This window comes from Bacillus sp. Je.9.29.b, from assembly GCF_051129925.1.
Taxonomy (GTDB): Bacteria; Bacillota; Bacilli; order Bacillales; family Bacillaceae; genus Bacillus; species Bacillus safensis.
Genome location: NZ_JBCPSO010000006.1, coordinates 95,725 through 122,032, shown reverse-complemented (window position 1 = coordinate 122,032; position 26,308 = coordinate 95,725). Strand labels below are relative to the sequence as shown.

Annotated in this window: 32 protein-coding genes; 24 read left to right on the top strand and 8 right to left on the bottom strand. The window is 41.4% G+C overall.

Annotation, left to right across the window (positions count from 1 at the left end):
• Positions 1 to 2: 2 nt before the first annotated feature.
• From AAZR19_RS13525 to AAZR19_RS13480, 10 genes are all read left to right on the top strand, one after another.
• Complete coding sequence (locus AAZR19_RS13525; protein WP_242056736.1) at positions 3 to 614, top strand: HD domain-containing protein; 612 nt, start codon at positions 3 to 5, stop codon at positions 612 to 614.
• Between the two features lie 30 nt (positions 615 to 644).
• Complete coding sequence (locus AAZR19_RS13520; protein WP_034280519.1) at positions 645 to 1,781, top strand: conserved virulence factor C family protein; 1,137 nt, start codon at positions 645 to 647, stop codon at positions 1,779 to 1,781.
• Between the two features lie 307 nt (positions 1,782 to 2,088).
• Positions 2,089 to 3,765 (top strand): dihydroxy-acid dehydratase, encoded by a 1,677-nt coding sequence (gene ilvD, locus AAZR19_RS13515; protein ID WP_024422739.1) that lies wholly within the window; start codon positions 2,089 to 2,091, stop codon positions 3,763 to 3,765.
• Between the two features lie 81 nt (positions 3,766 to 3,846).
• Positions 3,847 to 4,281: a BrxA/BrxB family bacilliredoxin gene (locus AAZR19_RS13510; protein WP_024422738.1), complete on the top strand. Its 435-nt coding sequence runs from the start codon at positions 3,847 to 3,849 to the stop codon at positions 4,279 to 4,281.
• Positions 4,282 to 4,347: 66 nt separating this feature from the next.
• Complete coding sequence (locus AAZR19_RS13505) at positions 4,348 to 5,136, top strand: class I SAM-dependent methyltransferase (RefSeq protein ID WP_041109546.1); 789 nt, start codon at positions 4,348 to 4,350, stop codon at positions 5,134 to 5,136.
• Between the two features lie 297 nt (positions 5,137 to 5,433).
• On the top strand, positions 5,434 to 6,051 hold the full coding sequence (locus AAZR19_RS13500; protein ID WP_076841085.1) for a YpjP family protein: 618 nt from the start codon (positions 5,434 to 5,436) through the stop codon (positions 6,049 to 6,051).
• An 18-nt stretch (positions 6,052 to 6,069) separates the two neighbouring features.
• A complete protein-coding gene (locus AAZR19_RS13495; protein WP_024428140.1) occupies positions 6,070 to 6,597 on the top strand; it encodes a phosphatidylglycerophosphatase A family protein in 528 nt (175 codons plus the stop codon).
• Positions 6,598 to 6,700: 103 nt separating this feature from the next.
• The gene (locus AAZR19_RS13490) at positions 6,701 to 7,495 is read left to right on the top strand and encodes a thymidylate synthase (protein ID WP_434703490.1); all 795 of its coding nucleotides are present in this window, start codon (positions 6,701 to 6,703) and stop codon (positions 7,493 to 7,495) included.
• A complete protein-coding gene (gene folA / locus AAZR19_RS13485) occupies positions 7,492 to 7,977 on the top strand; it encodes a type 3 dihydrofolate reductase (RefSeq protein WP_041109543.1) in 486 nt (161 codons plus the stop codon). Before AAZR19_RS13490 ends, folA begins: the two co-directional genes overlap by 4 nt.
• A 19-nt stretch (positions 7,978 to 7,996) precedes the next feature.
• Positions 7,997 to 8,620 (top strand): lysophospholipid acyltransferase family protein, encoded by a 624-nt coding sequence (locus AAZR19_RS13480; RefSeq protein ID WP_434703488.1) that lies wholly within the window; start codon positions 7,997 to 7,999, stop codon positions 8,618 to 8,620.
• Between the two features lie 37 nt (positions 8,621 to 8,657).
• On the opposite strand, the gene trhA is transcribed toward AAZR19_RS13480, so the two are convergent.
• Complete coding sequence (gene trhA / locus AAZR19_RS13475) at positions 8,658 to 9,296, bottom strand: PAQR family membrane homeostasis protein TrhA (RefSeq protein WP_024428144.1); 639 nt, start codon at positions 9,294 to 9,296, stop codon at positions 8,658 to 8,660.
• Positions 9,297 to 9,310: 14 nt separating this feature from the next.
• The gene (locus AAZR19_RS13470) at positions 9,311 to 10,279 is read right to left on the bottom strand and encodes a sigma 54-interacting transcriptional regulator (protein ID WP_076841083.1); all 969 of its coding nucleotides are present in this window, start codon (positions 10,277 to 10,279) and stop codon (positions 9,311 to 9,313) included.
• Positions 10,280 to 10,460: 181 nt separating this feature from the next.
• Here AAZR19_RS13470 and ilvA point away from each other — a divergent pair, with 181 nt between their 5' ends.
• From ilvA to ypmT, 7 genes are all read left to right on the top strand, one after another.
• Positions 10,461 to 11,729, top strand: a complete 1,269-nt coding sequence (ilvA, locus tag AAZR19_RS13465; protein WP_025093104.1) for a threonine ammonia-lyase IlvA — start codon at positions 10,461 to 10,463, stop codon at positions 11,727 to 11,729.
• A gap of 36 nt (positions 11,730 to 11,765) precedes the next feature.
• Positions 11,766 to 12,017 (top strand): YpmP family protein, encoded by a 252-nt coding sequence (locus AAZR19_RS13460; RefSeq protein ID WP_076841082.1) that lies wholly within the window; start codon positions 11,766 to 11,768, stop codon positions 12,015 to 12,017.
• A 187-nt stretch (positions 12,018 to 12,204) separates the two neighbouring features.
• Positions 12,205 to 13,047 carry a DegV family protein gene (locus tag AAZR19_RS13455; RefSeq protein ID WP_024422727.1) on the top strand — a complete coding sequence of 281 codons (843 nt, stop codon included), beginning with the start codon at positions 12,205 to 12,207 and terminating at the stop codon, positions 13,045 to 13,047.
• A 23-nt stretch (positions 13,048 to 13,070) separates the two neighbouring features.
• On the top strand, positions 13,071 to 13,661 hold the full coding sequence (locus AAZR19_RS13450) for an SCO family protein (RefSeq protein ID WP_041109536.1): 591 nt from the start codon (positions 13,071 to 13,073) through the stop codon (positions 13,659 to 13,661).
• Positions 13,662 to 13,730: 69 nt separating this feature from the next.
• Positions 13,731 to 14,492, top strand: a complete 762-nt coding sequence (locus AAZR19_RS13445; protein WP_239500391.1) for an SGNH/GDSL hydrolase family protein — start codon at positions 13,731 to 13,733, stop codon at positions 14,490 to 14,492.
• Between the two features lie 10 nt (positions 14,493 to 14,502).
• Positions 14,503 to 15,069, top strand: coding sequence for a YpmS family protein (locus tag AAZR19_RS13440; protein ID WP_024422724.1), 567 nt, complete (start codon positions 14,503 to 14,505; stop codon positions 15,067 to 15,069).
• 24 nt (positions 15,070 to 15,093) lie between these two features.
• Positions 15,094 to 15,291 (top strand): protein YpmT, encoded by a 198-nt coding sequence (ypmT, locus tag AAZR19_RS13435; protein ID WP_024422723.1) that lies wholly within the window; start codon positions 15,094 to 15,096, stop codon positions 15,289 to 15,291.
• Positions 15,292 to 15,323: 32 nt separating this feature from the next.
• Here ypmT and AAZR19_RS13430 read toward each other — a convergent pair whose 3' ends face one another.
• From AAZR19_RS13430 to AAZR19_RS13420, 3 genes are all read right to left on the bottom strand, one after another.
• Positions 15,324 to 15,989: a DUF4397 domain-containing protein gene (locus AAZR19_RS13430; protein ID WP_076841098.1), complete on the bottom strand. Its 666-nt coding sequence runs from the start codon at positions 15,987 to 15,989 to the stop codon at positions 15,324 to 15,326.
• Positions 15,990 to 16,109: 120 nt separating this feature from the next.
• Complete coding sequence (locus tag AAZR19_RS13425) at positions 16,110 to 16,370, bottom strand: hypothetical protein (RefSeq protein WP_024422721.1); 261 nt, start codon at positions 16,368 to 16,370, stop codon at positions 16,110 to 16,112.
• Between the two features lie 54 nt (positions 16,371 to 16,424).
• Positions 16,425 to 16,856, bottom strand: a complete 432-nt coding sequence (locus AAZR19_RS13420) for a MarR family transcriptional regulator (RefSeq protein WP_007500780.1) — start codon at positions 16,854 to 16,856, stop codon at positions 16,425 to 16,427.
• Between the two features lie 137 nt (positions 16,857 to 16,993).
• On the opposite strand from AAZR19_RS13420, the gene msrA reads away from it, so the two are divergent.
• Both msrA and msrB read left to right on the top strand, forming a co-directional pair.
• On the top strand, positions 16,994 to 17,527 hold the full coding sequence (gene msrA / locus AAZR19_RS13415) for a peptide-methionine (S)-S-oxide reductase MsrA (RefSeq protein ID WP_076841081.1): 534 nt from the start codon (positions 16,994 to 16,996) through the stop codon (positions 17,525 to 17,527).
• Positions 17,527 to 17,958, top strand: coding sequence for a peptide-methionine (R)-S-oxide reductase MsrB (gene msrB, locus AAZR19_RS13410; RefSeq protein WP_041109531.1), 432 nt, complete (start codon positions 17,527 to 17,529; stop codon positions 17,956 to 17,958). Before msrA ends, msrB begins: the two co-directional genes overlap by 1 nt.
• Before the next feature lie 51 nt (positions 17,959 to 18,009).
• Here the strand turns inward: msrB and AAZR19_RS13405 are convergent, their stop codons facing one another.
• Positions 18,010 to 19,038: an SDR family NAD(P)-dependent oxidoreductase gene (locus AAZR19_RS13405; protein ID WP_041109529.1), complete on the bottom strand. Its 1,029-nt coding sequence runs from the start codon at positions 19,036 to 19,038 to the stop codon at positions 18,010 to 18,012.
• A gap of 250 nt (positions 19,039 to 19,288) precedes the next feature.
• On the opposite strand from AAZR19_RS13405, the gene AAZR19_RS13400 reads away from it, so the two are divergent.
• Positions 19,289 to 20,011, top strand: a complete 723-nt coding sequence (locus AAZR19_RS13400; RefSeq protein ID WP_434703482.1) for a cytidylyltransferase domain-containing protein — start codon at positions 19,289 to 19,291, stop codon at positions 20,009 to 20,011.
• Between the two features lie 29 nt (positions 20,012 to 20,040).
• Here AAZR19_RS13400 and AAZR19_RS13395 read toward each other — a convergent pair whose 3' ends face one another.
• Positions 20,041 to 21,003, bottom strand: a complete 963-nt coding sequence (locus tag AAZR19_RS13395; RefSeq protein ID WP_434703480.1) for a CgeB family protein — start codon at positions 21,001 to 21,003, stop codon at positions 20,041 to 20,043.
• A gap of 15 nt (positions 21,004 to 21,018) precedes the next feature.
• Positions 21,019 to 21,420, bottom strand: a complete 402-nt coding sequence (locus AAZR19_RS13390) for a hypothetical protein (protein WP_041109522.1) — start codon at positions 21,418 to 21,420, stop codon at positions 21,019 to 21,021.
• 206 nt (positions 21,421 to 21,626) lie between these two features.
• Between AAZR19_RS13390 and cgeC the strand changes: the two genes are divergently transcribed.
• The 4 genes from cgeC (at position 21,627) to ablA (ending at position 26,308) form a co-directional block, all read left to right on the top strand.
• Complete coding sequence (gene cgeC / locus AAZR19_RS13385; RefSeq protein WP_024422713.1) at positions 21,627 to 21,947, top strand: spore maturation protein CgeC; 321 nt, start codon at positions 21,627 to 21,629, stop codon at positions 21,945 to 21,947.
• A gap of 17 nt (positions 21,948 to 21,964) precedes the next feature.
• Entirely contained in the window at positions 21,965 to 23,260 is a 1,296-nt protein-coding gene (locus AAZR19_RS13380; protein ID WP_434703477.1) for a glycosyltransferase family 2 protein, read from the top strand.
• Between the two features lie 146 nt (positions 23,261 to 23,406).
• On the top strand, positions 23,407 to 24,783 hold the full coding sequence (locus AAZR19_RS13375; RefSeq protein ID WP_326149502.1) for a sigma-54 interaction domain-containing protein: 1,377 nt from the start codon (positions 23,407 to 23,409) through the stop codon (positions 24,781 to 24,783).
• A 124-nt stretch (positions 24,784 to 24,907) separates the two neighbouring features.
• On the top strand, positions 24,908 to 26,308 hold the full coding sequence (ablA, locus tag AAZR19_RS13370; RefSeq protein WP_024428317.1) for a lysine 2,3-aminomutase: 1,401 nt from the start codon (positions 24,908 to 24,910) through the stop codon (positions 26,306 to 26,308).

Genomic DNA, 26,308 nt, shown 5'->3' with positions numbered 1-26,308 from the left:
TCATGCAGCGAAAACAATTGGAGGCAGCTGCCTCCTTTGTTTCAGACAGGCTGAAGAATGAACCGACTGGACACGATGCGACTCATGTTGCTCGTGTGCGCCAGCTTGCCGTTCGTATTGCAAATCAGGAAGGCGGCTCTCTTTTTATCATCGAAATGGCGGCGATTGTACATGATGTCATTGATGAAAAGCTGTCAAGTGAATGGAAGGTCACTGAAAAGCAGCTTGAGAACCAGCTCCTTTTGTGGGAATTGGACACGCGGGATGTCCGCTATATCATGGACATTATTACAACGATGTCTTTTCGTCATCGGCATAAGCAGTTTAGGCCAATGACGTTAGAAGGGGCCATTGTTCAAGATGCGGATAGGCTGGATGCGATAGGAGCAAGCGGTATCGCTAGAGTGTTTACGTATGCTGGCGCAACAGGTGAGCCTCATTATACAGAGGACACGCAGCAGGGCTCTGTGCTAAAGCATATGGAAGAAAAACTGCTCAAATTAAAAGACTTGATGAACACTCATGCAGGAAAGCAGCTTGCTGATGAGCGGCATGAATTGATGAGTTTATTTATCAAGAAGTGGAAAGAAGAATGCGGCCTTACAGATGAGTAGGGTCTTTATGTATGTAAGGAGGATATATCAATGAAAATAACAGCAATAGAACCAACGCCAAGTCCGAATACCATGAAGGTTATTTTGACAGAAGCACTTGCCGGTGGTAAAAGCAACAACTACAAAAAGGATCAAAAAGACGAAGCGCCAGAAATGATTAAGCGTATTTTAAGCATTGAAGGTGTAAAAGGGGTTTATCATGTTGCAGATTTCTTAGCGGTTGAGCGAAATGCAAAGTTTGACTGGCAGGGAATTTTACAACAGGTCAGAGAAGCCTTTGGACAAGAAACAGAAGGTCTTCAGGAAGGATCGCAGTCAGGCGATGACACATTTGGTGAAGTGAAAGTGTTTGTCCAAATGTTTAATGGGATTCCAATGCAGGTCAAACTGTCAGACGGTGAAAGAGAAGAGCGGTTTGGCATGCCTGAACGTTTTCAAGCAGCCATTTTAAAGCTTAGAAGCAGCTCAGACAATGTCGTGTTTGAACGTGTGTGGAAAGAACACGGCGTTCGTTTTGGAGAATTTGCTGATATCGGTCAGGAAGTCACAGAAGAGCTGCAAGCAGCCTATGATGACGAGCGTTTAGCTCGATTAACAGAGGCGGTTAAAGAAGGGCAGGAAGCTGTAGATAGACAGGTGAACCGAAAGGCATATGATGTAACAGAAGACATGCTGCAAGAGGAAGATTGGAAAAAACGTTTTGCCCATTTAGAGCAAATGCAGCCAGAGCTAAAGGATATACCTGTTTTAATGAAAGCAATGGAGGATCCCAAAACGTCTATTCGCAGACAAGCTGTTGTGAATGCTGGCATGATTGAAGATCCTGCCATTCTGCCTATTTTATATAAAGGGCTCGAAGACAAAACAGTGACGGTCCGCAGAACGGCTGGCGACTGTATTTCTGACCTTGGTGATCCAAGTGCTATCGAAGCCATGATCGCAGCATTAAAGGACCCGAGTAAGCTTGTCCGCTGGCGTGCAGCTATGTTCCTTTATGAAGAAGGGGACGAAACGGCACTTGAAGCATTAAAAGAAGCAGAGCAAGACCCTGAGTTTGAAGTCAGTCTCCAAGTGAAAATGGCGATTGAGCGCATTGAGCATGGAGAAGAAGCAAAAGGCTCTGTGTGGAAGCAAATGACAGAAAGTAGAAAGAATGCATCAGAATGATGAGAAAGATGAACAAGCTGCCAATGAAAAGCAGCTTGTTTTTCTAAAAACGATAGACAGAAAAATTTTTTTAGAAAAATTATTTTGAATATTGTTGAAATATGCGAAAAAACTCTATATAGTAGTACCAATATAGAATATTGGAGGTCAGATTTTATGACACGAACCTTGCTGAGCGCTTGCTTCAGCAGCCATGTTAGTCATCGGTCATTCATAGGTGGCTAAATAAACAGAAAATTTGTAAAATAAAATCAACTCAAAATCATGCAGTCAACAAGACTTGTAGTATAGGAGGCTTTTTAAACAGATGGCAGAACTACGCAGTAATATGATTAAACAGGGAATCGACAGAGCACCTCACCGAAGCTTACTAAGAGCGGCGGGGGTAAAGGATGAGGATTTCGGCAAGCCATTTATTGCCGTATGTAATTCCTATATTGATATTGTCCCAGGACATGTCCATCTTCAGGAATTCGGGAAGATTGTGAAAGAAGCCATTCGTGAAGCTGGCGGAGTGCCATTTGAATTCAATACGATTGGCGTCGATGATGGAATTGCCATGGGTCATATCGGGATGAGATATTCATTGCCAAGCCGTGAAATCATTGCTGACTCTGTGGAAACCGTCGTATCTGCTCATTGGTTTGATGGAATGGTTTGTATTCCTAACTGCGATAAAATCACACCAGGAATGATGATGGCAGCGATGCGCGTGAATATCCCGACTGTCTTTGTGAGCGGGGGACCGATGGAAGCGGGTAGAACAAGTGATGGCAGAAAAATTTCTCTTTCTTCTGTGTTTGAAGGCGTTGGTGCATACCAGTCAGGTAAAATCAATGAAGAGGAATTAAATGAATTAGAGCAGTTTGGCTGTCCAACCTGCGGATCTTGTTCAGGTATGTTTACAGCTAACTCAATGAACTGTTTAGCGGAAGCACTCGGGATTGCTCTTCCTGGAAATGGAACGATTTTGGCGACATCACCAGAGCGAAGAGAATTTGCGAAGAAGTCTGCAAAACAACTCATGGAGCTCATCAAAAAAGATATTAAACCACGGGATATTGTCACTGAAAAAGCAATTGATAATGCATTTGCATTAGATATGGCACTTGGTGGTTCAACCAATACCGTTCTTCACACATTGGCAATTGCGAATGAAGCAGGTGTTGAATATTCACTTGAACGTATCAATGAGGTAGCAGAACGTGTGCCTCATTTATCGAAACTTGCTCCAGCTTCAGACGTTTATATTGAGGATTTACATGAAGCAGGCGGCGTTACAGCGGCACTAAATGAATTGTCTAAAAAAGAAGGAGCTCTTCATTTAGATACAATGACCGTCACTGCGAAAACGCTTGGCGAGAACATTGCGGGGCATGAGGTAAAAGATTATAACGTCATTTATCCAATTGACAAGCCATTTACTGAAAAAGGCGGCTTAGCCGTTTTATTTGGAAACCTTGCGCCAGATGGAGCCATCATTAAAACGGGCGGGGTACAAGACGGGATCACACGCCACGAGGGGCCTGCGATCGTATTTGAATCCCAGGAAGAAGCCCTTGAAGGTATCATTAATAGAAAAGTAGAAGCAGGACATGTTGTCATCATTCGCTACGAAGGACCTAAAGGCGGACCTGGCATGCCTGAAATGCTTGCACCTACTTCACAAATCGTCGGCATGGGTCTTGGACCAAAGGTTGCTTTAATTACAGACGGACGTTTTTCCGGCGCTTCTCGCGGATTGTCTATTGGACACGTCTCTCCAGAGGCAGCTGAGGGCGGCCCGCTTGCCTTTGTTGAAAATGGTGACCATGTCGTTGTCGATATCGAGCAGCGCATTTTAAGCGTAGATGTTCCAGAGGAAGAATGGGAAAGAAGAAAAGCAAACTGGAAAGGCTTTGAGCCAAAAGTAAAAACGGGTTATCTTGCTAGATATTCAAAACTTGTGACATCAGCCAATACAGGCGGAATCATGAAAATTTAATCTGATATCGAACATTTGAAAATTGGCTCTCTCTATAGTATCCTTTATTCACAACATAAGGATTATAGAGGGGGCTTTTTTATGTCAATGGCATATGAAGAATACATGCGCCAGCTCGTTGTACCGATGCGTCAAGAGCTGACAAGTGCAGGATTTCAAGAACTAACAACGGAAGAAGAAGTAGAACAAACGATGCAAGAAGCAGAAGGAACGACATTTGTCGTTGTCAATTCTGTATGCGGGTGCGCTGCCGGCTTAGCACGCCCAGCTGCTACACAAGCTGTGATGAAGGCAGAAAAAACACCAGATCGAATTGTCACAGTTTTTGCTGGTCAGGACAGGGAAGCAACGGCAAAAATGAGAGAATACTTCACAGGCGAAGAGCCATCGTCTCCATCTATGGCACTTTTAAAAGGAAATGAACTCGTTCATTTTATTCCGCGTGACGAAATTGAAGGTCATGAAATGGAAGACATCATGAACAACGTCTTATCTGCATTCGAAAAACATTGCTAATACACATGTTGAAATGTCCTGTGATCAAATCAGGGCATTTTTTCTTGATCATGATGGAGGAACCGCATGCTTATCACAACAAGCTTTAGAGCAAATGAACAAACAATTGAAACAGCAAAAGCCCTTGCAGAGGATTTACATGGTGAGTATGTAGAAAGGCGCAAACAATCCGTCAAGCAGCTTGCGATGAAACGAGGAGACGTCCTTGTTGTGGGGAAAGAAAGATTCGAATGGTATCAGCCAAATGGTGAAAAGTTCTTCTTCCATCCAAGCTCAGCGATGTTCAGGGTGAAGCGGCTCATGCGCGGAGAAAAGGATCCTTTAATCGAAGCCACGCAGCTTCAGCCGGGCGATTCCTTTTTAGATTGTACGCTTGGCTTAGGATCAGATGCCATTACAGCAAGCCTACGAGTAGGTACGGATGGAAGGGTCGTCGGTATCGAAAAGAATCCGATGACAGCATTGCTAGTGCGAGAAGGTCTAAATACATGGGAGACAGGAGTAAGAGAGGCCGATGAAGCGATGAAGCGGATATCTGTTGTAAGTGGAGACAGTATCGAGCAGCTAAAAAAGCTCTCTGATGAATCATTTGATGTCGTCTATTTTGACCCGATGTTTGAGGAGACGATTCAAGAATCTGCAAGTATCGCACCGCTCCGTCATGCGGCAGAGCACCACTTTGACCACGAAACAGCCGTCCAAGAAGCACTGAGAGTGGCGAGAAAAAGAGTGGTTTTAAAAGATCATTGGAAAAGTACCCGATTTCTAGCAGACTCCTATCAATTTCACGTTTTAAAACGAAAAACCGCCCAATTTCATTATGGATATATTGAGAAAGAAAAAAGCCCTCGCTAAAGGTTCAGGTGTGCAGACAATTCTTTTTAATTCCTGTCAATCATCTAAAAAAGCCCTTATTCAGGGCTTTTAATCTGTAATCTCCATATAGACAAAATAAAATAATGTCAGCAAGGAAGCCGTAATAAAAAACCCTTCAAGCATACCCATTCCTCCCAAATTTTAGTCGCCCTTACTGCCATTGTAAACGTTTTATTATAAAAAAGAAAGTCTCAAATCGGTGACCAAATTGAATGACTGAAAATTCATTATATGCTAGAATAGCAGTATGATAACTTATGGAAGGAATTAGATATCATGAAGATGTGGATGAGAAAAACGCTTGTTGTGCTCTTTACGATTGCAACTTTTGGTTTAGTCTCTCCTCCGTCGGCTTTGATGACAGACAAGCCCTCTGAACTTTCTTCATCTGATCAAACGCCTTATACAGCTGTTTATGATACATCAGATGAATTGCGCAGCTGGGAACTAACGCAAGAGGAAAGCAAAGAGCAGATAGACCCCTTTGAGCAATATAAGCAAGAGGTGCTGTCAAGTGCAGAAAATCAATCCTTTCTCAAATTTGGCCGTAAAATCACACCTGTCATTGAGGACGAGTACAGAGAAGAGATTCAGCCGAAGATTGAACAAGTGTTAACCGACTATTTAACAAATTTCAAAGATGACGAAAAATTTCAAGATGTTGTGATAACTGATCAGCCTTCAAGCGGAAATGGCGAAAAAATCTTCCACATTTACAACCGCAAGACCGGAGAAGATTTGCTCCGTTTTCATGTCAGAAGAGATCAGCCGCCTCACAGCGGATATTGGTTTAACTTTCATTACCATACAGCAGAAGATGGATTCCAGACGCATCATGAACTCGGTAATATTTACTGGGACAAAAACACCCCGCCGAGCTGGATGAGCCACTAGAAGGAGATGTCATGCCAATTGAAAAAATATACAATGAACGAAATGGTGCAGATTACAAAACAAATGTTAAACGATCGCGGAGTGAAAATTGAAGATATCGCACACATTGTGCTGAAGCTCCAAGAAAAATATCATCCAAACCTTCCACTTAGTGTCTGTATTGAAAATGTTGAAAAAGTGCTGAATAAAAGAGAAATTGTCCATGCAGTTTTAACAGGACTTGCCCTTGATCAGCTGGCAGAAAAAAAGCTTTTGCCAGAACCTTTACAGCACTTAGTTGAAACAGATGAGCCGCTATATGGAATTGATGAGATTATTCCGCTTTCCATTGTCAATGTATATGGATCAATCGGTTTGACCAACTTCGGTTATTTAGATAAAGAGAAATTTGGTATTATTCGTGAATTAGATGAAGGCCGTCCAGGTGAAGTGCATACTTTCCTTGATGACCTAGTCGCTGCACTTGCCGCAGCAGCTGCAAGCCGTATTGCTCACTCACACCAAGATATTAAGGATGAAGAGCAGGAACGAGTGAATCAAGCATAAAAAGAAAAACATGTCTGCTCATCATGCAGGCATGTTTTTTTGGTTTCAAGAAAAGCTGAAATAAGGTAAACTACAAAAAGAACATAAATAAAGGATGAAAAAAATGAAACAATACAAAGAGTTATGCCGTCATGTATTACAGCACGGGGATGAAAAAGGTGACAGAACGGGTACAGGTACAATCAGCACGTTCGGTTACCAGATGAGATTTGATTTACAGGAAGGGTTTCCTCTTTTAACCACAAAGAAATTACACCTGAAATCAATCATTCATGAGTTGCTTTGGTTTTTAAAAGGTGATACAAATGTCAAATATCTTCAAGAAAATGGTGTCCGGATTTGGAACGAATGGGCAGATGAAAATGGAGAGCTGGGCCGTGTGTACGGTGCACAGTGGAGATCATGGGCGAGCGGAGACGGCGAGACAGTGGATCAGATCGCAAAGCTGATTCATGATATTGAGCACAACCCGAATTCAAGACGACTGATCGTCAGTGCTTGGAACCCGGGGGAAATTGATCAAATGGCGCTGCCTCCTTGTCATTGTCTGTTTCAATTTTACGTATCAAACGGGAAGCTTTCCTGCCAGCTATATCAAAGATCGGCAGATATCTTTTTAGGCGTGCCATTTAATATCGCTTCATATGCTCTTCTAACGATGATGATTGCCAAAGTCACAAATCTTGAGCCAGGAGAGTTTATTCATACACTCGGAGATGCTCATATTTACCAAAATCATCTTCCACAGGTGAAAATGCAGCTAGAGCGCGAGGAACGTACGCTTCCTACGCTTCGTATTACGAGAAATGTAAAAAGCATTTTTGATTTTACCTTTGATGATTTTGTGCTTGAGAACTATGATCCGCATCCGCATATTAAAGGAGAAGTCAGTGTATGATTTCCATGATTGCGGCGACAGGAGAAGATAGAGTCATTGGTCAAGATAATCAAATGCCTTGGCATTTACCAGCAGATTTAGCGTATTTTAAAAAAGTCACAGGCGGTCATACGATTGTCATGGGCAGAAAAACCTTTGAATCGATTGGACGAGCGCTGCCTAACCGCCGAAACATTGTGCTGACCACAAGTTCTTCTTTTAAAGCAGAAGGATGCGAGGTTGTTCATTCAATTGCTGACATTTTGGCAATTGCGGAAAGCGAGACAGAGCTATTTATCATTGGCGGGTCTAAGCTGTATGAAGAAATGATGCCATATGCGGATCGTCTCTATATCACGCACATTCACCATGCGTTTGAAGGAGACCGCTATTTCCCGTATTACAATGAAGATGAATGGACGATTGTATCACGCGAAAAAGGCCATCGTGACGAAAAGAACCCCTACAATTATGAATTTGTCGTCTATGACAAAAAAGGATAAGTGAGTAGGAGGAGTACGGTTGTTTCGTTATTGGTTTTTAACGATTTATGTTGTTGTATCCTTTTTAAAAAGTATGAGGCATTTGTACGATCATGAATTAACGGATCCACGCATTTCCTATACGAAACGAATGCATCTCATTCATGAGCATGCAAAAAGGTTTGCCCGGGGATGTATTGATCAATCAGGATCAGTCATGACCATTCATCAGCAAAAGAAGCTGCCAGATGGCCCGGTTATTTATGTCACAAAAGAGCTGAATCCAGTCACGACGACATTATTGATCGGCCACCTTGAGAAGCCATTTGCTTTTATGGCAAAGCCGAAGCTCTTTCGGTATCCGATTTTAAAAAAATGGCTGAAAAAAATGGCGGTTATCCATCAGAATCAAACGGATGAGGTCTTATTAGAAGAAGCAAAGGAAAGAATCATGTCTGGGCAGAGTCTATTGCTTTCAGAAGCGTATCGTCACATTGCAGAAGCACTTGCTGAAGAATACGATTGTCCGCTTGTACCGATTGAAACTAGCGGAACGGATCGTCTTTTAACTGGGAAGATCGTGAAAAGACTGCGTCCTGTTAATGTCGATATTCATATTAAAGCTCCTGTCATGATCAGTGATTACGCACAAAAGCGTGCATAGAAAAAACCAGCATCCGAATAGTGGATGCTGGTTTTTTTCATGCAGCAGGAATGTTTACGCAATAGAATAAAATACAGAAGAACATCGAGGCGCTGCCGCCGAGAACAAAGCTGTGCCAAATCGCATGATGATAGGGGATTTTTCGCCAAATATAAAAGATGGTTCCGACTGAATATAATATACCGCCTAACAGCAAGAGTCCAAAACCTGCACCTGTTAATTGGATATAAAGCGGTTTGATGGCAATGATGATCATCCAGCCCATCAATAAATAGACAAGGGTAGATACGATAATAAAGCGTTTGACGAAAAAGATTTTAAAGACAATCCCACCAGCAGCAAGCGCCCATACAATCGCAAGGAGCGTATAACCCAGTGCACCTTTTAGTGGTCCAAGTAAAAAGGGTGTATATGTACCAGCAATCAATACATAAATAGCCGAGTGGTCGAGGATTTCAAAAATATCTTTTGTTTTTTTGTGCCGAATGCTATGAAGCAGGGTTGAGCTTAAATAGAGCAGCAGCATGGATGCACCAAATATCGAAAAACTGATAATGTCTGTGACGGTGCCGTATTGAACAGCGAATAAGACGAGAAACACAATAGCTGGAATGGATAAAATAACACCAATGCCATGTGTAATGGCGTTTGCAATTTCTTCTTTTACAGTAAACAATGGATGTCCTCCTTTTATTGAACCGGTATATAACCATCAAGCGACTTCAGGAATGAAAGACCTTCAAGTGTAATCTTCGTTCCGGCCCTGCCTTTTCCTTTCGTCACGTATGCTTTTTTCTCAAGATCATCTAAGCGGTTTCGCACCTGCTGAGGGGTCAGCGGGATGTCTCCTTGTTTGCTTAATTCAGACAAGATGCGCCTGCTGGCTGCTTCTCCTTTTTCATTGAGAGATTTAATGGCTTCCAGCAAGAAAACAAACTCTTGTTTTTCCATTAGTGTGAGCTGGTGTTCTTCCTTTTTACCTTTCACGACTGAGGGAAGAGGTGCTAACACAAAGGGCGGTAAATGATGTAAAAATACCGTGTGGCCTTCGAGTATGGACGCAGCGTAATGAACGATATTTTTGAGTTCTTGGACATTTCCTTCAAATGGATACAGCTGCAAGGCTTCCCAAACACTTGGATCAATATCAGGTGCCATGTTCAGCTTTTGAAAGAAAGCATTTGTTAACACAGGAATATCTGTTTTTCGTTCGGCTAAAGCTGGAAGGGCCAAATGAAGAACATTCAGACGATAAAACAGCTCGGGTAAAAAGGTAGAAGAAACCCTGAGTGCCTCTATTGATAAAGACGAAGAAGCGATTACTTTTGTTGCAGGTGACGTTTCTAGAAAGTGAATGACCTGGTGCTGCATAGAAATACTTAATGCACCGATTTCATCTAAATAAAGAATTTGATTGTTTTTTTCTGTGAAGGCTTTCTGTAAGGTTTCTTCATTCAAGATGGGACAATACATGTGTGTCAGTGATGCGTGTGGAACAGATACGTTCGCCATTTCTTGGGCGAATAGCGTTTTGCCTGTGCCGATGTCTCCTGTTATCAAGACCGGCTGTTCGTTTTTCGAAAATTGTTTTGCCAGATGAATTGCATGCTTGATATCTTGATGATCTCCATAGATAGACGCGAATGATTGAGTGGCCATTGGGTGATTCCTTTCTTTATGGTTCTAATTGGTTCAATTGTAACACCCAATTAAAACAAATGTACAGGAAAACGAAAAAGTTTATAAAATTTATGATGGATCGATGATCTATTGGTTTATTTTTTGAATATTCATGTTATAATGACAAATTAAATAAGGTTAAAGAGAAAGGATCTTGTACATGAAACCGTTGCTCAAAGAAAATACGCTAATTCAAGTGAAAGACATCTTAAAAGCCCATCAAAATTTGAAGGATGTAGTCATTCATACACCACTTCAAAAAAATGAGCGACTTTCTGAACGATATGAATGCAATGTCTACTTAAAAAGAGAGGATCTTCAAGTAGTTCGTTCCTTTAAATTAAGAGGCGCTTTTAATAAAATGAGCCAGCTTCCAAAAGATAAACTAGAAAATGGCATTGTCTGTGCAAGTGCTGGAAATCACGCGCAGGGTGTTGCCTATTCTTGTAAATATTTAGGCATCCATGGGAAAATCTTTATGCCTGCTACGACGCCAAGGCAAAAAGTATCACAAGTGGAGCTGTTCGGAAAAGAATATGTTGAAATTATCTTAACCGGAGATACGTTTGATGATTCGTATCATGAAGCCGTAAAATGCGGAGATGAAGAGAAGCGCGAATTTATCCATCCGTTTGATGATCTGGATGTGATGGCAGGACAAGGAACGACTGCTGTCGAAATCTTAAATGATATCGAAGTGGAGCCTCACTTTTTATTTGCAAGTGTCGGAGGTGGAGGTCTGTTATCTGGTGTTGGTACATATATCAAAAATATCTCACCAGAAACCGAAATCATTGCAGTCGAACCGCTTGGCGCAGCTTCACTGCATGCCTCACATGAGAAGGGCGAGGTTGTGACACTTGATTCGATTGATAAGTTTGTAGACGGAGCAGCGGTTCAGCGGATTGGCGAAAAGACGTTTACATCGCTTCAGTCTGTTGTCGATAAAATCAGTCTTGTACCAGAAGGGAAAGTATGTACAACGATTTTAGAGCTGTATAATCAATGTGCGATTGTAGCAGAACCGGCTGGCGCATTGCCGATCGCAGCATTAGATGCCCATCGCGAGGAGATCAAAGGGAAAAATGTTGTCTGTATTGTCAGTGGAGGAAATAATGACATCGGCAGAATGCAGGAAATCAAAGAACGCTCGATGATCTATGAAGGGCTTCAACATTACTTTATTGTCAATTTTCCGCAAAGAGCAGGAGCGCTTCGGGAATTTTTAGATGAAGTATTAGGGCCAAATGACGATATCTCACGCTTTGAATATACGAAAAAGAATAACCGAAGCAAAGGTCCTGCGCTAGTCGGCATCGAATTGAAAGAAAGAGATGACTATGCAGCGCTGATTGAGCGGATGGATAAAAAAGGCTTCCACTATGTTGAAGTGAATAAAGATCAAGATTTATTCCACCTATTTATTTAGGCTTAACAGATAATTGGAAAAGAGGATTGATCGTTTGTGCTGCTCAAAACAATATGTTTTAGACGGATGGATGGAGCTCAGATCAAGGTAACAGAAGTCCCTGTTCTAAAGGGAGATGAGACGTATTGTTTCATGCTCACCTTTAGACTTGAAGCTTTCTTGAAAAAAGTCTATGTATCTAAAGGAAAGAGAGCTGTGTACTCTTTCAGAGAGGATGTGAAACGTAACGTCAAGTGGAGCACATATGAACAGATCTATCAGGAGCCTACACTGAAACACAATGCGTAAGCAGGAATCTTTGTCAAAAGGGGTAAGCAGCCATTTTGAAATGGCCGCTGCTCAGTTTGGCAAGGATTTTTTTCGTGACATGAAGAAAATGTGACAATTTCAAAAACGTTAGGTCAGTTGTTTTCAAGTGTGCAGGAAATAAGGTAATATCATAAGTAAAGACTAAGACAGCAAGGATGAGACGATAGTGAAACAAATTAAAATTGTAACAGATTCAACTGTGGACCTTCCGCAAGAAAAAATCAATGATCTTTCCATTCACGTGATTCCGCTCAATATCTCCATTTCTGGAGTTGATTATATTGACCGAGTGAATATACAGCCAGATGAATTTATTGAAAAAATGGAGGCCGCTGAGGAACTGCCGAAAACGTCTCAACCTGCGATCGGTCAATTTGTCGAATTATATGAAAAGCTGACGGCAGATGGAAGCGAAGTGATCAGTATCCATTTAACTGGTGGAATGAGTGGTACTGTTCAAACTGCTGAAAGCGCTTCGAAAATGGTAGATGGAAATATCACGGTGATTGATTCGAATTTTATTTCCTATGGATTAGGATTTCAAGTCATCAAAGCAGCAGAACTAGCCAAAAAGGGTGCAAGCCGTGAAGATATTATCACAGAATTAGATAAAATCCGTCATCAAACAAAGCTATATGTCACGATCGATACATTAGAAAATCTCGTCAAAGGCGGCAGAATTGGAAGAGGAAAGGCGCTGATCGGCTCACTTCTTCACATCAAACCAATTGCCAGCTTAACAGACGGGGTATATACGCCAGAAGCAAATGTGAGAAGCTACTCTGCGCTTGTCCGCCATCTGACAAAACAGTATGTACAGGCGGTGAAGGGAAAAACAGTTCAAGCCATTGGGATAGCACATGCTGATGCATTAGAACTCGCTGAAAAGCTAAAAAAAGCGCTGCTTGATCACACACCTGAAGCACTGATTGACATCGCCTACACAACACCGATTATTTCGTGTCATACTGGAAAGGGCGCAATAGGCTTTACTTTTTATACCGATTGATAGAAAAAGGGGATGGACATATCATGTATAGAAAAAGGGGAGCCTTACTTAGTGCGCTTATGATGATAAGCGTGCTTCTTTTAGTCTCATGTTCAAATGGGCAAATCAAGGATGCTTTAAATTATCAAATAGAGCCGTTTGAGTTTGAAAATCAAGATGGCCAAAAGGTGTCATTGGATGATTTGAAGGGGAAAGTATGGGTAGCTGATTTTATTTTCACAAGCTGTGAAACGATTTGTCCGCCGATGACTGCTCATATGACAGAGCTGCAAAAACGGTTAAAAGAAGAAAAATTGGATGCGCATATTATTTCCTTTAGCGTGGACCCAGAGGTCGATTCACCTAAAAAGCTAAAGGAATTTGCAAAAGCCTATCCATTGTCCTTTAAAAATTGGGATTTTCTCACTGGGTATTCACAGTCAGAAATTGAAAAATTCGCAATGAAAAGTTTTAAAACCATTGTAAAAAAACCTGAAGATGAAGACCAAGTGATTCATCAGTCCCTGTTTTTTCTTGTCAATCAAGATGGGAAAGTGATGAAAAACTATGATGGGGTGCAAAACACACCTTATGATGACATCATCAAGGACATCAAAACGCTGAACCGAAGCTAGCATAAGGATGTTCAAATGGGCGAAAACATGATACACTTTTTTAATCAGAAAAAGGAGGGACATCATCGTTTGAAGGCTCGTTTGATTTTGATTGTGATGTCTCTAGCTTTTGTTCTTTCTGCATGTTCCGCGCAAGAGGCTGGCATAAAGGATAAACTAGAAGACACACCAAAAGTAAAAGAACATATTACCATCGCAGCGGTTGGAGATTCTTTAACAGAAGGAATCGGAGATCAAGATAAAAAAGGCTATGCAGGCATGACCCGTGACAAGATAGAAGCAGTGGAAGGCGTGCAGTCTGTCACATTAAAAAACTATGCCATTAAAGGCAGTAGAACAGTAGATTTATTAAAAAGATTAAAAGAAAAAAAGGTGCAGGACGGACTGAAAGACGCTGACTATATTTTCTTTACGATCGGCGGGAATGATCTCATGCATGTTGTCCGTCAAAATGTGCTTAATTTGACGTTTGCTCCTTTTCAAAAAGAGCAGGGTCCTTTTGAAGAGCGCTTTAAAACCATTCTTGCTCAACTGAGAGAACAGAATGATCATGCGAAAATCATGTATGTCAGCATGTACAATCCTTTTAAATTCAGTTTGTCTGAGCTGCGAGATATTGATGAAGTCGTTCAAGACTGGAATGCCGCTGCCAAAAAGGAACTCAAAAAAGACGGCAATGCGGATATGGTCAATGTAGCAGATTTATTTGAAGAAGGTTCTGATGAAAAATTACTGGCAGAAGATGATTTCCACCCAAACCAAAAGGGGTACTCTCTTATGGCAAATCGTTTATTCTCCGAAGTGAAAAAAGAAGGACTGCCGAAGGAATAGGGTGAAACAGATGAAAAAATGGAAAAGCTTATTTTTTATTTTACTTGCAATCAATCTATTGATTGTGATTGGCTGCGGTATTTTGATGCTGCTGCCAGGCGGTCAATCCGCTTCAACCAAAGAAGTGAAAAGCGAATATGCTTTTAATATATCCAGCTCAAAGGAATCACTCACCAGCTTTGTGAATGATTATTTGAAAAATCAAGGATCAAATGATATGCCAGACTTTCATGTAGCAATCGATCAAGATGTGAAAGTAACAGGCGCAATTAAAGCTTTCTCTTCAACGATTGATGCAAACGTCTCATTTACGCCAACTGTTGAAGATAATGGTGATGTGCTTTTGAAAGTGGATGACTTTTCAATTGGACAATTGAGCATTCCGATTAGTTTTGTTTTAAGCTACATGGGTCAGTTCTATGAGCTGCCAGAGTTCGTTCATGTAAAACCGGATCAAAAAACGGTTGAAGTGCGTCTTTCAGAAATGCCGCTGACGAATGATATGTATGTGAAAGCAAACAAAATTGATCTACAGAACGATGAAATTGAATTTTCATATTATCATCCAAAGCAATAGAACGTGTGAGTCAGGAGTGAAATCATGAAGCGAGTCTATCAATATTTTAGTTTACTGTCGTTTTTATTTGCTGCGTACTTCGGCATAACAGCTGCCAATGCTTTAAAAGCAGAAAATATCGATCAGTTTTACTTAAATATTGCCTACTGTGCATTATTTCTTGGCACGATGATTCTTGCTTTTGATTTTCAAAAGCAAGAAAAAGCTGAAGATGTCTCGTAAGGAGCCTTTTCCATTTTAGGAAAGGCTCTTTTTTATAGTTGGCGAGACAAGACCACCTTTGCCATAAGTTCAGGTTCTCCGTTCGCAAAACCATGAAGCAGAATCAGGTATGCACACTTTGTTTGCAGATGAACTTTTGGGATATCAAGCAGTACACTTTGAGTGCCGGCGGCTTTCAATTCAAAATGATATTTATTTGGGGAGAAATGATGAATGTGGGTGCTGTTTACATAATCAAGCTCCTTCGATATAACCCCTTGGTCTCGTTCATATATATCTATAGAAGGAAGGTCCGGAGACAGCTGTACAAATGTAAGTGCTGAGAGGTCTTCTTGTTTGATCAAAGCAGCCTGCTGCTCAGTCAAGAGTGCAAAGCCTGCACGGGCACCTGTGATACATAATGTGTAGACCTCGCCGCTCTTAAAGCGAATGCGGGAATGAAGAATTCTCTCATTTGTAGCCAGTTTGAACACTTCTATTTCATACATTCCCTCATCCCACTCCATATAAGCGGTCAAATGGCTGTAAGGCATTGGTTTCATTACCTGCTTCCGGTTCACATAAACAGCGAGCTCACTGAGATCTGGTGCAGCGTGAAATAATCGAATAAAGGCTTTTGATGAAGGGCTGCTTTGAAGATGCTCGTAGGTGTCAGCGAATGTCCGATATGGAAAGTCATGATAAAAGAGCTGCTGCATGTCATCAATCCCTTCTTTCTCATGCAATGGTGTTTTTTGTAGCGTATGCATGAAAAAGACGATCTGTATAGGCAAAAGAAGCATAGAAAAAAGCCTGACGTATTCCGTCAGGCCGGCATGTTAAGAAGGAGAAGAATATTGATGATATTCAGCTAGTTTAATGAACGTTTTTTCATCCTCAATTAAACCACAAACGCCGCACTGGACTTTCATTTGAGGACCTTGATAGCTCAAGTGAAAGGGAGACAGCTGTTCTCCTTCGTATCTTTCGACAACTGCTCCTGTTGCTGGATCTAGCTTGACAGGTTCTGAAAGCTGCTCAATGAGATTAAAGCGCGTTCTGTTTGTTTTACAGTTTGGACAAAGGTAAGGGCTTGTCATGGTTCATTCCACCTCTTTTTATCCGTAGCATGTCCTGAGCGCTAAAATCTATGCTTAATCCTTTTGACTTTTATCCAGCTTTTTAAATAATTTGATCATGGTTTTTAGTTCTTCGTCATCAAATGATTCAAATCGCTCCATAAAGTATTCCGTTTTCTTTTTCTCAAAATGCTCAGTAATTTCCTTACCCTTATCGGTTAAGTGGATTTTGATGATGCGGCGGTCCTCTTTTGAGCGGATACGGGTAATCCAGCCTTTTTCTACGAGTGTGTCAGTCACAGCGGTAATATGACTTGCTGACACTCCAAGAATGGAAGCGAATTCCGTTACTTTTTTTGCACCTTGCTCACGGAGCAGATTTAAAATAAGAAATTCATTCCGAGATAATTCGTTTTCGAGCAGGCTGTTAATTTCATAACGGATCTGCTTAAATACGGTTCTCAGTAAAGTGTCCATTTCGTACATCATTTGTTTTCTTTGTTCCAATCATTAAACCCCCATTATATTTTAAAGATACGACGTAATGCTTTCTTTTATTTTGGTATACAAGTCGTATCATTTTCATTATTTTTTATCATGTTATAATATGATGATACCATTTTTTAAATGAAGGGGGCACTAATATGTCTGAAAAACAAGAATTAGCCACATTTGCAGGAGGCTGCTTCTGGTGTATGGTTAAACCTTTTGATGAACAGCCGGGCATTATCAAAGTTGAATCAGGGTATACTGGCGGACATACAGTGAATCCGACCTATGAGGAAGTATGTACAAATACAACGGGACATAGAGAAGCGGTTCAAATCACGTTTGATCCTGACGTGTTTCCATATGAGAAGCTGCTAGAGCTGTATTGGCAGCAAATAGACCCAACAGACGATGGCGGGCAATTTGGTGATAGAGGGGAATCTTACCGTACAGGTATTTATGTTCATCATGACCAGCAGCGAAAGCTTGCAGAAGCATCGAAAGAGCAGCTGAGCCACAGCGGGATTTTCAAAAAGCCAATCGTTACAGAAATTTTAGACGCAGGTCCTTTTTATCCAGCAGAGGAATATCATCAGCATTATTATAAGAAAAACAAAATGCACTACGAACGATATCATGTCGGGTCGGGCAGAGCCGGTTTTATTGAGTCCCATTGGAGTGATAAATAATGGCAAATGAAAAAGAAAAGCGTATAAAAGAATTAAACCGCATGCAGTACGAAGTCACGCAAAATAATGGCACAGAGCCGCCATTTCAAAATGAATTTTGGGATCATAAAGAAGAAGGTATCTATGTGGATATCGTTTCAGGAAAGCCGCTTTTTTCTTCTTTAGATAAGTTTGATGCCCACTGCGGATGGCCAAGTTTTACAAAACCGCTTGAAGAGGAAGAAGTAGCAGAGAAGGTTGATACGAGTCATGGAATGGTGCGGACAGAGGTTCGCAGTAAAACAGCTGATTCTCATCTAGGTCATGTTTTTCCTGATGGACCAGGGCCAAACGGTCTTCGGTATTGTATTAACTCAGCCGCTTTAAAGTTTATCCCAAAGGATGATCTTGAAAAAGAAGGCTACGGAGATTTGAAACATCTATTTGATTGATCCATTTAAAAATCGTCACATGGAAAGCAGCTGCTTCCGTGTGACGATTTTTTATTTTTTATGATGTGTATGATGTAATTGTTCGATGATGTGGAACAGCTTTTCTTTTGTAATGAGCGGTGCTTCTTTTGAGGTGTAATTCGTTAAGTCGACTTTTTGAAAGGCAGGGTGCAAATGTGGTCTCGGTAAAATGGCATAAAATTGTTCGTGTTCAAACAGTGCATCTGCTTCGTGCGGAAATGTGAGCTCCTCGTGAAGCTTTTCGCCAGGTCTTTTTCCCACTACAAGAATATCCGGAGATTTAGCATTGATTTGAGCGGCATATTCATGAAACGCTTTTAGGAGATCGGCAAGCTGTAAGGATTCCATCTTGAGAATGAAGGTTTCGCCGCCTTTCATCATGATTGCTGCTTGAAGTGTGAGGGAAACAGCCTCTTCAATGGACATAAAAAAACGTGTCATATGAGGATCTGTCACGGTCAAAGGTTTTTCATTTAATAGCTGCTGGAGCATGATCGGAATAACGGAACCTCTAGATCCAAGCACATTACCAAAGCGTACAGAGCAAAACCTCGTTTTTTGATTCGGAATACTTTCGTTTGCTTGGAAAAATAGTTTTTCTGAAATCAATTTTGTTGCACCCATGGCATTCGTTGGAGAAACCGCTTTGTCAGTTGAAATGTTGACGACATGACTCACTTCATGTTCGAGAGCGGCTTCAATGACGTGCTGCCCGCCGATGATATTCGTTTGAACGGCTTCGAACGGATTATCTTCACAAGTGGGTACTTGTTTTAAGGCCGCTGCATGGAAAATGATATCCACACCCTTGACGAGCTGTCTCACGCGGCTTGCATCCCGGACATCTCCTAAAGCGAATACGACCTCTGGATGATCTGCGTACTCATTTTTCATCATGTATTGTTTGCTGTCATCTTTACTGAAGACGATTATCTTCTTTGGAGAGCAACTTGTTAATTTATTCACGATTTGCCGGCCGATTGACCCCGTACCGCCTGTAACCAATATCGTTTTGTCACGAAAAAAGGTCTTCAAAGTCGTTTCTATCTGTTTGGACATATCTAATCCCCCAACTCTCATTTCTCTACTTTGCATCATATGTGAAAGAGCGGCATTCGTTTGAGGAAAAGAACCACTTCATGTATAAATTAGGTGAACAAATTATAACCATCTGCTTGTCGTCTTAATAGAATATGGAGAGATAAGAGATCAACTAGAAAAACGAGAGACCTGAATACTTCAGTACTGCGGTCAGCTCGGGCAGAGAAGAAAATTGTAGGGAGCTGTGCGCGAGGGGAGAAGAGAAGACATGTATAGGGGAAATCGTATTTTAGCCATGATACCTGCATTTAGAAGTCACGACGGCCAGCACGATGAACACATACGCATATTGGCAGAGAGGCCGCTTATCTATTGGACCATTCAGTCGTTATTGCAAATGATTGAATTAGATGAAGTCATCGTCTCCTCAGAGGATGTCAATACGCAAATCATTTCATCTCACTACGGAGCAAATGTGATTGAACTGCCAAGCACACATGTAACAGAACAAACGCCGTCACTGTTAGCTGTGAAGCATGCGCTTGCTTATTTAGAGCGGGAGGGGAAAACCTTTGATATTGTGCTGTATCTGCATCCATCGTCTCCTCTAAGACAGCCGGCAGATATCGACAAGTGCTTGCAGCTTTTAGTGGAAGGGGGATATGACTGCACCGCATCTTTTACAGAGGCGTTAGAAAACCCAAATGAAACTTGGACACTGCATGAAAACAATGAAGCTACTTTATATAAGGACAATCATTACTTTTTCATGCCAAAGCATGAGCAGCCATATACGTATGGCCGGCTAAATGGTGCGATATATGCTTTTCATGCTCATTATGCCAAAGAATGCATTCATTCCTTTTTAGAAGGATCTGTCGGAGCATATATGATGGATCACACGCGGTCACTTGTGGTGAAACAGGAGGCAGATCGGAAAGAGGCAGAGAAAATCTTATTAGCTCGCCGAGATGCGGAAGATCATGCATAAGCTGGCATTCAACGAGAAAAAGCGCCCAGTTATAGGGCGCTTTTTACAATGTCATAAAGCCTTTGTGGCATCGTATCAAATGTATTCCAGCAAACGGCTTGCTCATAGTTGTTCAGTGCGGCCGCCTTTCTTTCACCTGCATTTGATCCATAGTATTCCACCTGTTTTATCAAATCATCCTCATCTTTGTAAAAAGCAAAGCTTGAAAAAGCAGGCGGCGGAGGTAGATCCGTCAATTGAAAACTTCCAGTTGCAGCAATGTCAAATGCTCTGTTATTGAGGCTCGTATTTTGAATCATGGCTTTGTTTTTGTTATACACAAATTGAGCCGGCCTATGCGGATTCAGGACAATTGCTGTCTGCTGATAGATGTCCGCCATTTGCTGAGGACTCAGCCAATTCGTTATCAGTGTGAAATCACGATAATGTCTCCGTGATTTATTTAAGTGACGGTGCCACTCCTTACCTGCAACGAGAATACGCCATTTGTTTTGCTGCAAGAGTGTATTGATGGCTTTGATGCGGTTGGGATAAGGGTAGCCAATGAGTGCAATGTCATACGTGCACATCTCTTCTGGCGATTCATTTTTCTGAAAGACACGTGTATTTGCCGGAATGGGAAAGTAGTGCGTATGATCAGCGCCTAATTGTTTATAAAATGGCAAAACCCCTTCATCAATCGTTAATATAAGCTGAGCTTCATGTGCGCAAGCAGCTGACACATCTGTATAAAAAGGATCTTCTGTCATCCAAAGAACAATCGGGATTTTTTCTTGTTTGAATTGATGAAGCACATCTTTCGGAACATGATCACCGATCATCATCAAAACAAAATCCGGAGAAAATGTCCGGATTTTGTGCATGTTAGTAGGTAGAGATTCTCTATCAATCTTTACACATGAAAAGGGGGAATCAATGAAGCTTTCTTCTACCCATTGATCAAACATGTGATAGATTCCGCCGTAGCCAGAACTGATATAAAGAAGCTTCATGATGATCCTCTCACATTAAGATGTGAATGTAACACTTTCAACTTTATCTACATCTAATAGAGTCGTTGCTGAGCCTGTAGGTGTGACAGAGCTTTCTTGTGTAACAAATACAACACCTGTTGAAGCATCGAATGATACAAATTGAACTGGCCCAATTAAATCTCCTGAGTCAGTGACAATGCTAATGACTGTTCCTGGTGCAAGTCTTGCGAAGATCCATCTTGCTGGCTGAGATACATCGAGTGTTGTAGCAGAATCTGAAGGTGATGCCTCAGCTGCCACTTCACTTAATAAATCGTTCAATTTTTCTTCCATTTGAACTCCTCCTTCTTCGAGATTAGCTGTTAATGCACGAGTAATTGGTTTGAAAAACACTTTCAATAGTTCCTTTTTTAATTCAGCACGCTTTTCGCTCATTTTTTCCCCATCCTTTCTTCATCAATTCAAACTCACCCCTATGTATATGCCGTTCATTTTTTTTGGCATAAGCAGAACGCTGATTCCTGATCTTTTTTTCATTTAATCACTTCACACATTTTTAAAAATGTTTTCAAATGCTGAGGCTAAATGAAGTGACGCTCATACTCTAGTAAAGATTAAATGTGAAGAGAGAGGGATTATGAATGGAATTTGAACAATTATTAGATGGTTGGAACGAAGAATTACTAGAGTCGGAAGGAGTGCTTGAAGTCATCTTGATTTTACTTCTTCTTCGTCTTTTAGAAGAAAGTGGGGAAGAGAATGTGTCAGACATCAAAGAATTACTTCGTCCATGGCTTGAGCTTGGCATTCCAGTGCCGCGTGTTCATTTAGTCAATGGAGATGTACTTCAAAACGTGGTTGTCGTGCAATTGTTTGATACGGTTGCAGTCTTTAAAAACGCGACAAATCAGCTAAGAGTGAGTGTTCCTTATGTGAACATTGTCAGCTGGGGGGCTTTTTAATCTAATCAAAAAGGATAATGATCATGAAAGTATCGGTGATTTTAACAAGCTACAATAAACCAGATTTCATTGATCGTGTGCTAAAGAGTATGGTAGATCAAACGTATCCGCATTGGGAGCTTTTGATTATGGATGATGGCTCAGAAGAGGGCACCATTCAAAAGATCCAGCCCTATTTAAGTGATGAACGCATTCAGCTGTATTCGCACACAGTTCATCCGGCAAAACGGCTGTTAACTGCACGATATGCGACGCTTATTAATGAAGCATTAACCCGTATAACAGGTGAGCTCATTTGTTATTTAACCGATGATACCGTGTACCATCAAGATCGTTTGCTTAAAATGGTGGATGTTTTTCGGTCGAAGCCTCACATAGATATTGTGTATTCCTCGCAGCGGGTCGTGCATGTTGATCAGCATTTAGTGGAAACGATGAGTTTTATTCGAGAAGCAGATCAAATCTTAGAGCATGCGTCCTTTCAAGTGGACCATTGTTCGGTCATGCACAGAAGCTGCTTGCTTCCACTGATCCATGAAAAATACGGACAATATTGGGATGATGAGCCAAAGCACTGGCATCATGCAGATTCTGTATTTTGGATGAGGCTGAATCACTTCGCTGCGTTTTTTCCATTAAAAGATGTACTGGATACAACGTATAAAACGCCTCATTCCTTTCATCATCTGTTTTCGAGTATGCCGTATGATTTAATTGACGGAACGGTCATTGAAAAAGAAGGAGATTATTATCAAATCGCAGACGGGAAACTTCATGGAATTGAAAAACGCTGGATCAATGAAAAGAACAGGCGTGCGATTCGTGTTCCGCTGTTATGTGAGATGAAATATGAAATGAAAGAGAAGCTGGCAGTACCCAATTATACAGTTGTCACCGCAGATTATGGGAAAACGTTCTTTTATATTGAAGATCAGAAAAAAAGACGGTTTGCTTCAAAACGTGACGTGCAATATTTTCAGTTTCATCCAAAGGAGATCTATACGATTTCAAATGATCAGCTCCAGGCATTTGAGGATGGCAGCATCATTCAAGCTTCTCCGGTTTTCAGTCCGCCAAACAGGCGCCTGTTTAAATGGAAACAAGATGTTTATTTACTTGTGCATCATACCTTTTGCCGAATTGATCCTGAGATCGTGAAGCGATTTGCTTTTTATCATCAGCCGATTAAGCTGTACCCATCCCAATTTACGTTTTTTCAGGAAGGAAAGCCGATTGTGCCGCTGTATAGGGAATCGCTGCAAGAATTCGATATGTCTCTTTATCAAACATCCGGACGAAAGCACTCCTCATAAGAGGGGTGCTTTTTTCGCAATGATTGCAGGAAGTAGAAAGGAAAAAGCGAAACATGAAAAGGACAGGAACCTTTTAGAAATGATCAAGCCGCTGAAAACTCGGCAATTGATGCCGGTTTTTTGGCACTGAAAGTGAGGGGGAAAGAATGGGGAAGGTTGTCGAAAGAGCAGATTGGTTTGAATTGATTTTAGAAGCCATTGATGAAGCCATTCACGTTGTAGATGATCGAGGGATGACGATTTTTTACAATCATAATGCCGCTAAATTTGACTGTTTACAAAAAGAAGAGGTGATTGGCAAGTACATCCTTGATGTGTATCCCTCTTTAACTGAAAAAACAAGTACGCTCATGCATGTGTTGCGAACAGGAAAGCCCATTTATCATTCACTTCAAACCTATTTGAATAAAAACGGAGAAAGGATTGAAACAGTGAACACGACATTGCCTATTATCGAAGATAACGAGTTAATAGGCGCGGTCGAAGTCGCAAAAGATGTATCAAAGCTGTCGGCTCTTTCCAATCGTTTAGGGCAAAAAAAGCGAACACAAGACGCGGCTGAGGCCGTACAAATGCATGATTTTGCTTCATTTTTAACAAATGATCCGCTTTTAAAAGAAATGCTTGAAAGGGCAAAAAAAGCAGCTGCTTATCCATCATCAGTTGTTGTCTACGGGGAAACAGGGACAGGAAAAGAAGTGCTCGTTCAAGCCATTGTCCATGAATCTGACCGGAAAAATCAAGTGTTCATTCCGCAAAACTGTGCAGCACTCCCAGAATCATTACTTGAAAGTTTATTGTTCGGATCTGTCAAAGGGAGCTATACTGGTGCACTTGATCGCAAGGGACTTTTCGAATTAGCTGATGGAGGCACACTTTTTCTTGATGAGCTGCAAGCGATGCCGCTCACGCTGCAGACGAAATTATTACGTGTGTTAGAGGATGGCGTTGTCCGCCGCATCGGTGACGCAAAGTCCATTCAAGTGGATGTTCGGCTCATTACTGCGCTCAATATGGACCCATTCGAAGCAGTGAAAAAGCAAATTTTAAGAGAAGATTTATTTTATAGACTGCATGTATCATCTTTTCATATCCCGCCGCTTCGTGAAAGAAAGCAAGATATCACGCTGCTATCCCGCCACTTCATTCAAACCTATCATCAGCAGTTTTCAAAAAACGTCACACGCCTTTCTGAAGAAACGGAACGATTGTTTATGGCGCACCACTGGCCTGGGAATGTCAGAGAATTAAAACATACGATAGAGCATGCCGTGTTGATGATGCCAAAGGAAGCGGAAGAGATCACCCCTCTATTCCTTCCGGCTCATTTACGTGAGCAAAAGCTGGAAAAAGAAACATCTGAATCCTCCTTAAAAAATCAAGTGTCTTCATTTGAACAAACGTTGATTCAAGAAGCTTTACATCAGCATCATGGAAATATTAAAAAAACCGCCGCTGCTTTAAAAATCCCTCGACAAACGCTGCAATATAAATTAAAGAAATATGCAGATGCCGAAATATAGGCACAACATCCAATTGAATATGACGGGTAAAAGCTCCTTTTGTAAAGAATAGGGGCATTTTCCCATGTTGGCACATAACTTGCATAGTATAAAGTGAATGCTGATAGGGGGAATGGGAATGGATATGAATCAGAAATTGTATGAACCGGCACGTCACTGGAAGGACATTGAGCTTTGGAAGGATGTACCTGAGGAAAAGTGGAACGACTGGATTTGGCAGCTGACGCATACCGTGAAAACGCTTGAGGATTTAGAAAAAATCGTAAACTTAACAGAAGAGGAACGAGAAGGGGTGAAGATTTCCACCAAAACCATTCCACTCAACATTACACCCTACTATGCCTCACTGATGAATCCAGACGATCCAAGATGTCCAATACGTATGCAATCTGTGCCAATTGCAGAAGAGCTTCATAAAACAAAATATGATCTGGAAGACCCGCTGCATGAAGATGAGGACTCACCTGTCCCGGGGCTCACGCACCGATATCCAGATCGTGTGCTGTTTCTTGTGACAAATCAGTGCTCCATGTACTGCCGTTATTGTACGAGAAGGCGTTTTTCCGGCCAGATTGGTATGGGTGTGCCGAAAAAGCAGTTAGATGCTGCAATTGGATATATTAGAGAAACACCTGAGGTGCGGGACGTGTTAATTTCTGGCGGAGATGGGCTGTTAATCAATGATCAAGTGCTTGAATACATTTTGAAAAACTTACGAGATATTCCGCACGTTGAGATCATTCGGATTGGAACCCGCGCGCCGGTTGTCTTTCCGCAGCGTATTACAGATGAGCTGTGCGAGATTTTGAAAAAATATCACCCAGTTTGGCTGAACACCCATTTCAATACAAGTATTGAAATCACAAAAGAAGCAAAAGAAGCGTGCGAACGTCTTGTGAATGCCGGCGTTCCTGTAGGGAATCAGGCTGTCATCCTTGCAGGTATTAACGACAGTGTGCCGATTATGAAGAAGCTGATGCACGATCTTGTGAAGATTCGGGTCAGACCATATTATATTTATCAATGTGATTTATCTGAGGGCATTGGCCACTTTAGAACGCCGGTATCAAAAGGGCTTGAAATCATTGAAGGCTTAAGAGGACATACGAGCGGTTATGCAGTACCAAGCTTTGTTGTAGATGCGCCAGGAGGCGGAGGGAAAATTGCCTTACAGCCAAATTATTTATTATCGCAAAGCCCTGACAAAGTCGTCCTTCGTAACTTTGAAGGTGTCATCACCTCTTATCCAGAACCAGAGCATTACGTCGCAGGCCAGGCAGATGCGTATTTTAATGAAATTTATGAAGAGAAACAAGAACCGGCAATTGGTATTACCGCACTATTTGAGGATGAAGCGAGATCGTTTACGCCTGAGAATTTAAGCCGAATGAAACGTAGAGAAGCATATGAGACAAATCCTGAGCATGACACACTTAAAAACAAACGTGAAAAACGAGACGAATTAAAAGAGAAGAAATATCAAGCGCAGCTCAAAAAAGAACAAACCGTAAAGGAGGAGAAATAG

What these genes read in the sequence shown, in the direction of transcription:
- ilvA (WP_025093104.1), top strand. Translation starts at nt 10,461, where the DNA reads ATGAAACCGTTGCTCAAAGAAAATACGCTAATTCAAGTGAAAGACATC.
- cgeC (WP_024422713.1), top strand. Translation starts at nt 21,627, where the DNA reads ATGGAATTTGAACAATTATTAGATGGTTGGAACGAAGAATTACTAGAG.
- AAZR19_RS13395 (WP_434703480.1), bottom strand. Translation starts at nt 21,003, where the DNA reads ATGAAGCTTCTTTATATCAGTTCTGGCTACGGCGGAATCTATCACATG.
- AAZR19_RS13430 (WP_076841098.1), bottom strand. Translation starts at nt 15,989, where the DNA reads ATGCAGCAGCTCTTTTATCATGACTTTCCATATCGGACATTCGCTGAC.
- AAZR19_RS13390 (WP_041109522.1), bottom strand. Translation starts at nt 21,420, where the DNA reads ATGAGCGAAAAGCGTGCTGAATTAAAAAAGGAACTATTGAAAGTGTTT.
- AAZR19_RS13505 (WP_041109546.1), top strand. Translation starts at nt 4,348, where the DNA reads ATGCTTATCACAACAAGCTTTAGAGCAAATGAACAAACAATTGAAACA.
- AAZR19_RS13405 (WP_041109529.1), bottom strand. Translation starts at nt 19,038, where the DNA reads ATGTCCAAACAGATAGAAACGACTTTGAAGACCTTTTTTCGTGACAAA.
- AAZR19_RS13470 (WP_076841083.1), bottom strand. Translation starts at nt 10,279, where the DNA reads ATGGCCACTCAATCATTCGCGTCTATCTATGGAGATCATCAAGATATC.
- AAZR19_RS13510 (WP_024422738.1), top strand. Translation starts at nt 3,847, where the DNA reads ATGTCAATGGCATATGAAGAATACATGCGCCAGCTCGTTGTACCGATG.
- AAZR19_RS13440 (WP_024422724.1), top strand. Translation starts at nt 14,503, where the DNA reads ATGAAAAAATGGAAAAGCTTATTTTTTATTTTACTTGCAATCAATCTA.
- AAZR19_RS13520 (WP_034280519.1), top strand. Translation starts at nt 645, where the DNA reads ATGAAAATAACAGCAATAGAACCAACGCCAAGTCCGAATACCATGAAG.
- AAZR19_RS13425 (WP_024422721.1), bottom strand. Translation starts at nt 16,370, where the DNA reads ATGACAAGCCCTTACCTTTGTCCAAACTGTAAAACAAACAGAACGCGC.
- msrB (WP_041109531.1), top strand. Translation starts at nt 17,527, where the DNA reads ATGGCAAATGAAAAAGAAAAGCGTATAAAAGAATTAAACCGCATGCAG.
- AAZR19_RS13500 (WP_076841085.1), top strand. Translation starts at nt 5,434, where the DNA reads ATGAAGATGTGGATGAGAAAAACGCTTGTTGTGCTCTTTACGATTGCA.
- AAZR19_RS13450 (WP_041109536.1), top strand. Translation starts at nt 13,071, where the DNA reads ATGTATAGAAAAAGGGGAGCCTTACTTAGTGCGCTTATGATGATAAGC.
- AAZR19_RS13380 (WP_434703477.1), top strand. Translation starts at nt 21,965, where the DNA reads ATGATCATGAAAGTATCGGTGATTTTAACAAGCTACAATAAACCAGAT.
- AAZR19_RS13375 (WP_326149502.1), top strand. Translation starts at nt 23,407, where the DNA reads ATGGGGAAGGTTGTCGAAAGAGCAGATTGGTTTGAATTGATTTTAGAA.
- msrA (WP_076841081.1), top strand. Translation starts at nt 16,994, where the DNA reads ATGTCTGAAAAACAAGAATTAGCCACATTTGCAGGAGGCTGCTTCTGG.
- AAZR19_RS13490 (WP_434703490.1), top strand. Translation starts at nt 6,701, where the DNA reads ATGAAACAATACAAAGAGTTATGCCGTCATGTATTACAGCACGGGGAT.
- AAZR19_RS13525 (WP_242056736.1), top strand. Translation starts at nt 3, where the DNA reads ATGCAGCGAAAACAATTGGAGGCAGCTGCCTCCTTTGTTTCAGACAGG.
- ilvD (WP_024422739.1), top strand. Translation starts at nt 2,089, where the DNA reads ATGGCAGAACTACGCAGTAATATGATTAAACAGGGAATCGACAGAGCA.
- ypmT (WP_024422723.1), top strand. Translation starts at nt 15,094, where the DNA reads ATGAAGCGAGTCTATCAATATTTTAGTTTACTGTCGTTTTTATTTGCT.
- AAZR19_RS13400 (WP_434703482.1), top strand. Translation starts at nt 19,289, where the DNA reads ATGTATAGGGGAAATCGTATTTTAGCCATGATACCTGCATTTAGAAGT.
- folA (WP_041109543.1), top strand. Translation starts at nt 7,492, where the DNA reads ATGATTTCCATGATTGCGGCGACAGGAGAAGATAGAGTCATTGGTCAA.
- ablA (WP_024428317.1), top strand. Translation starts at nt 24,908, where the DNA reads ATGAATCAGAAATTGTATGAACCGGCACGTCACTGGAAGGACATTGAG.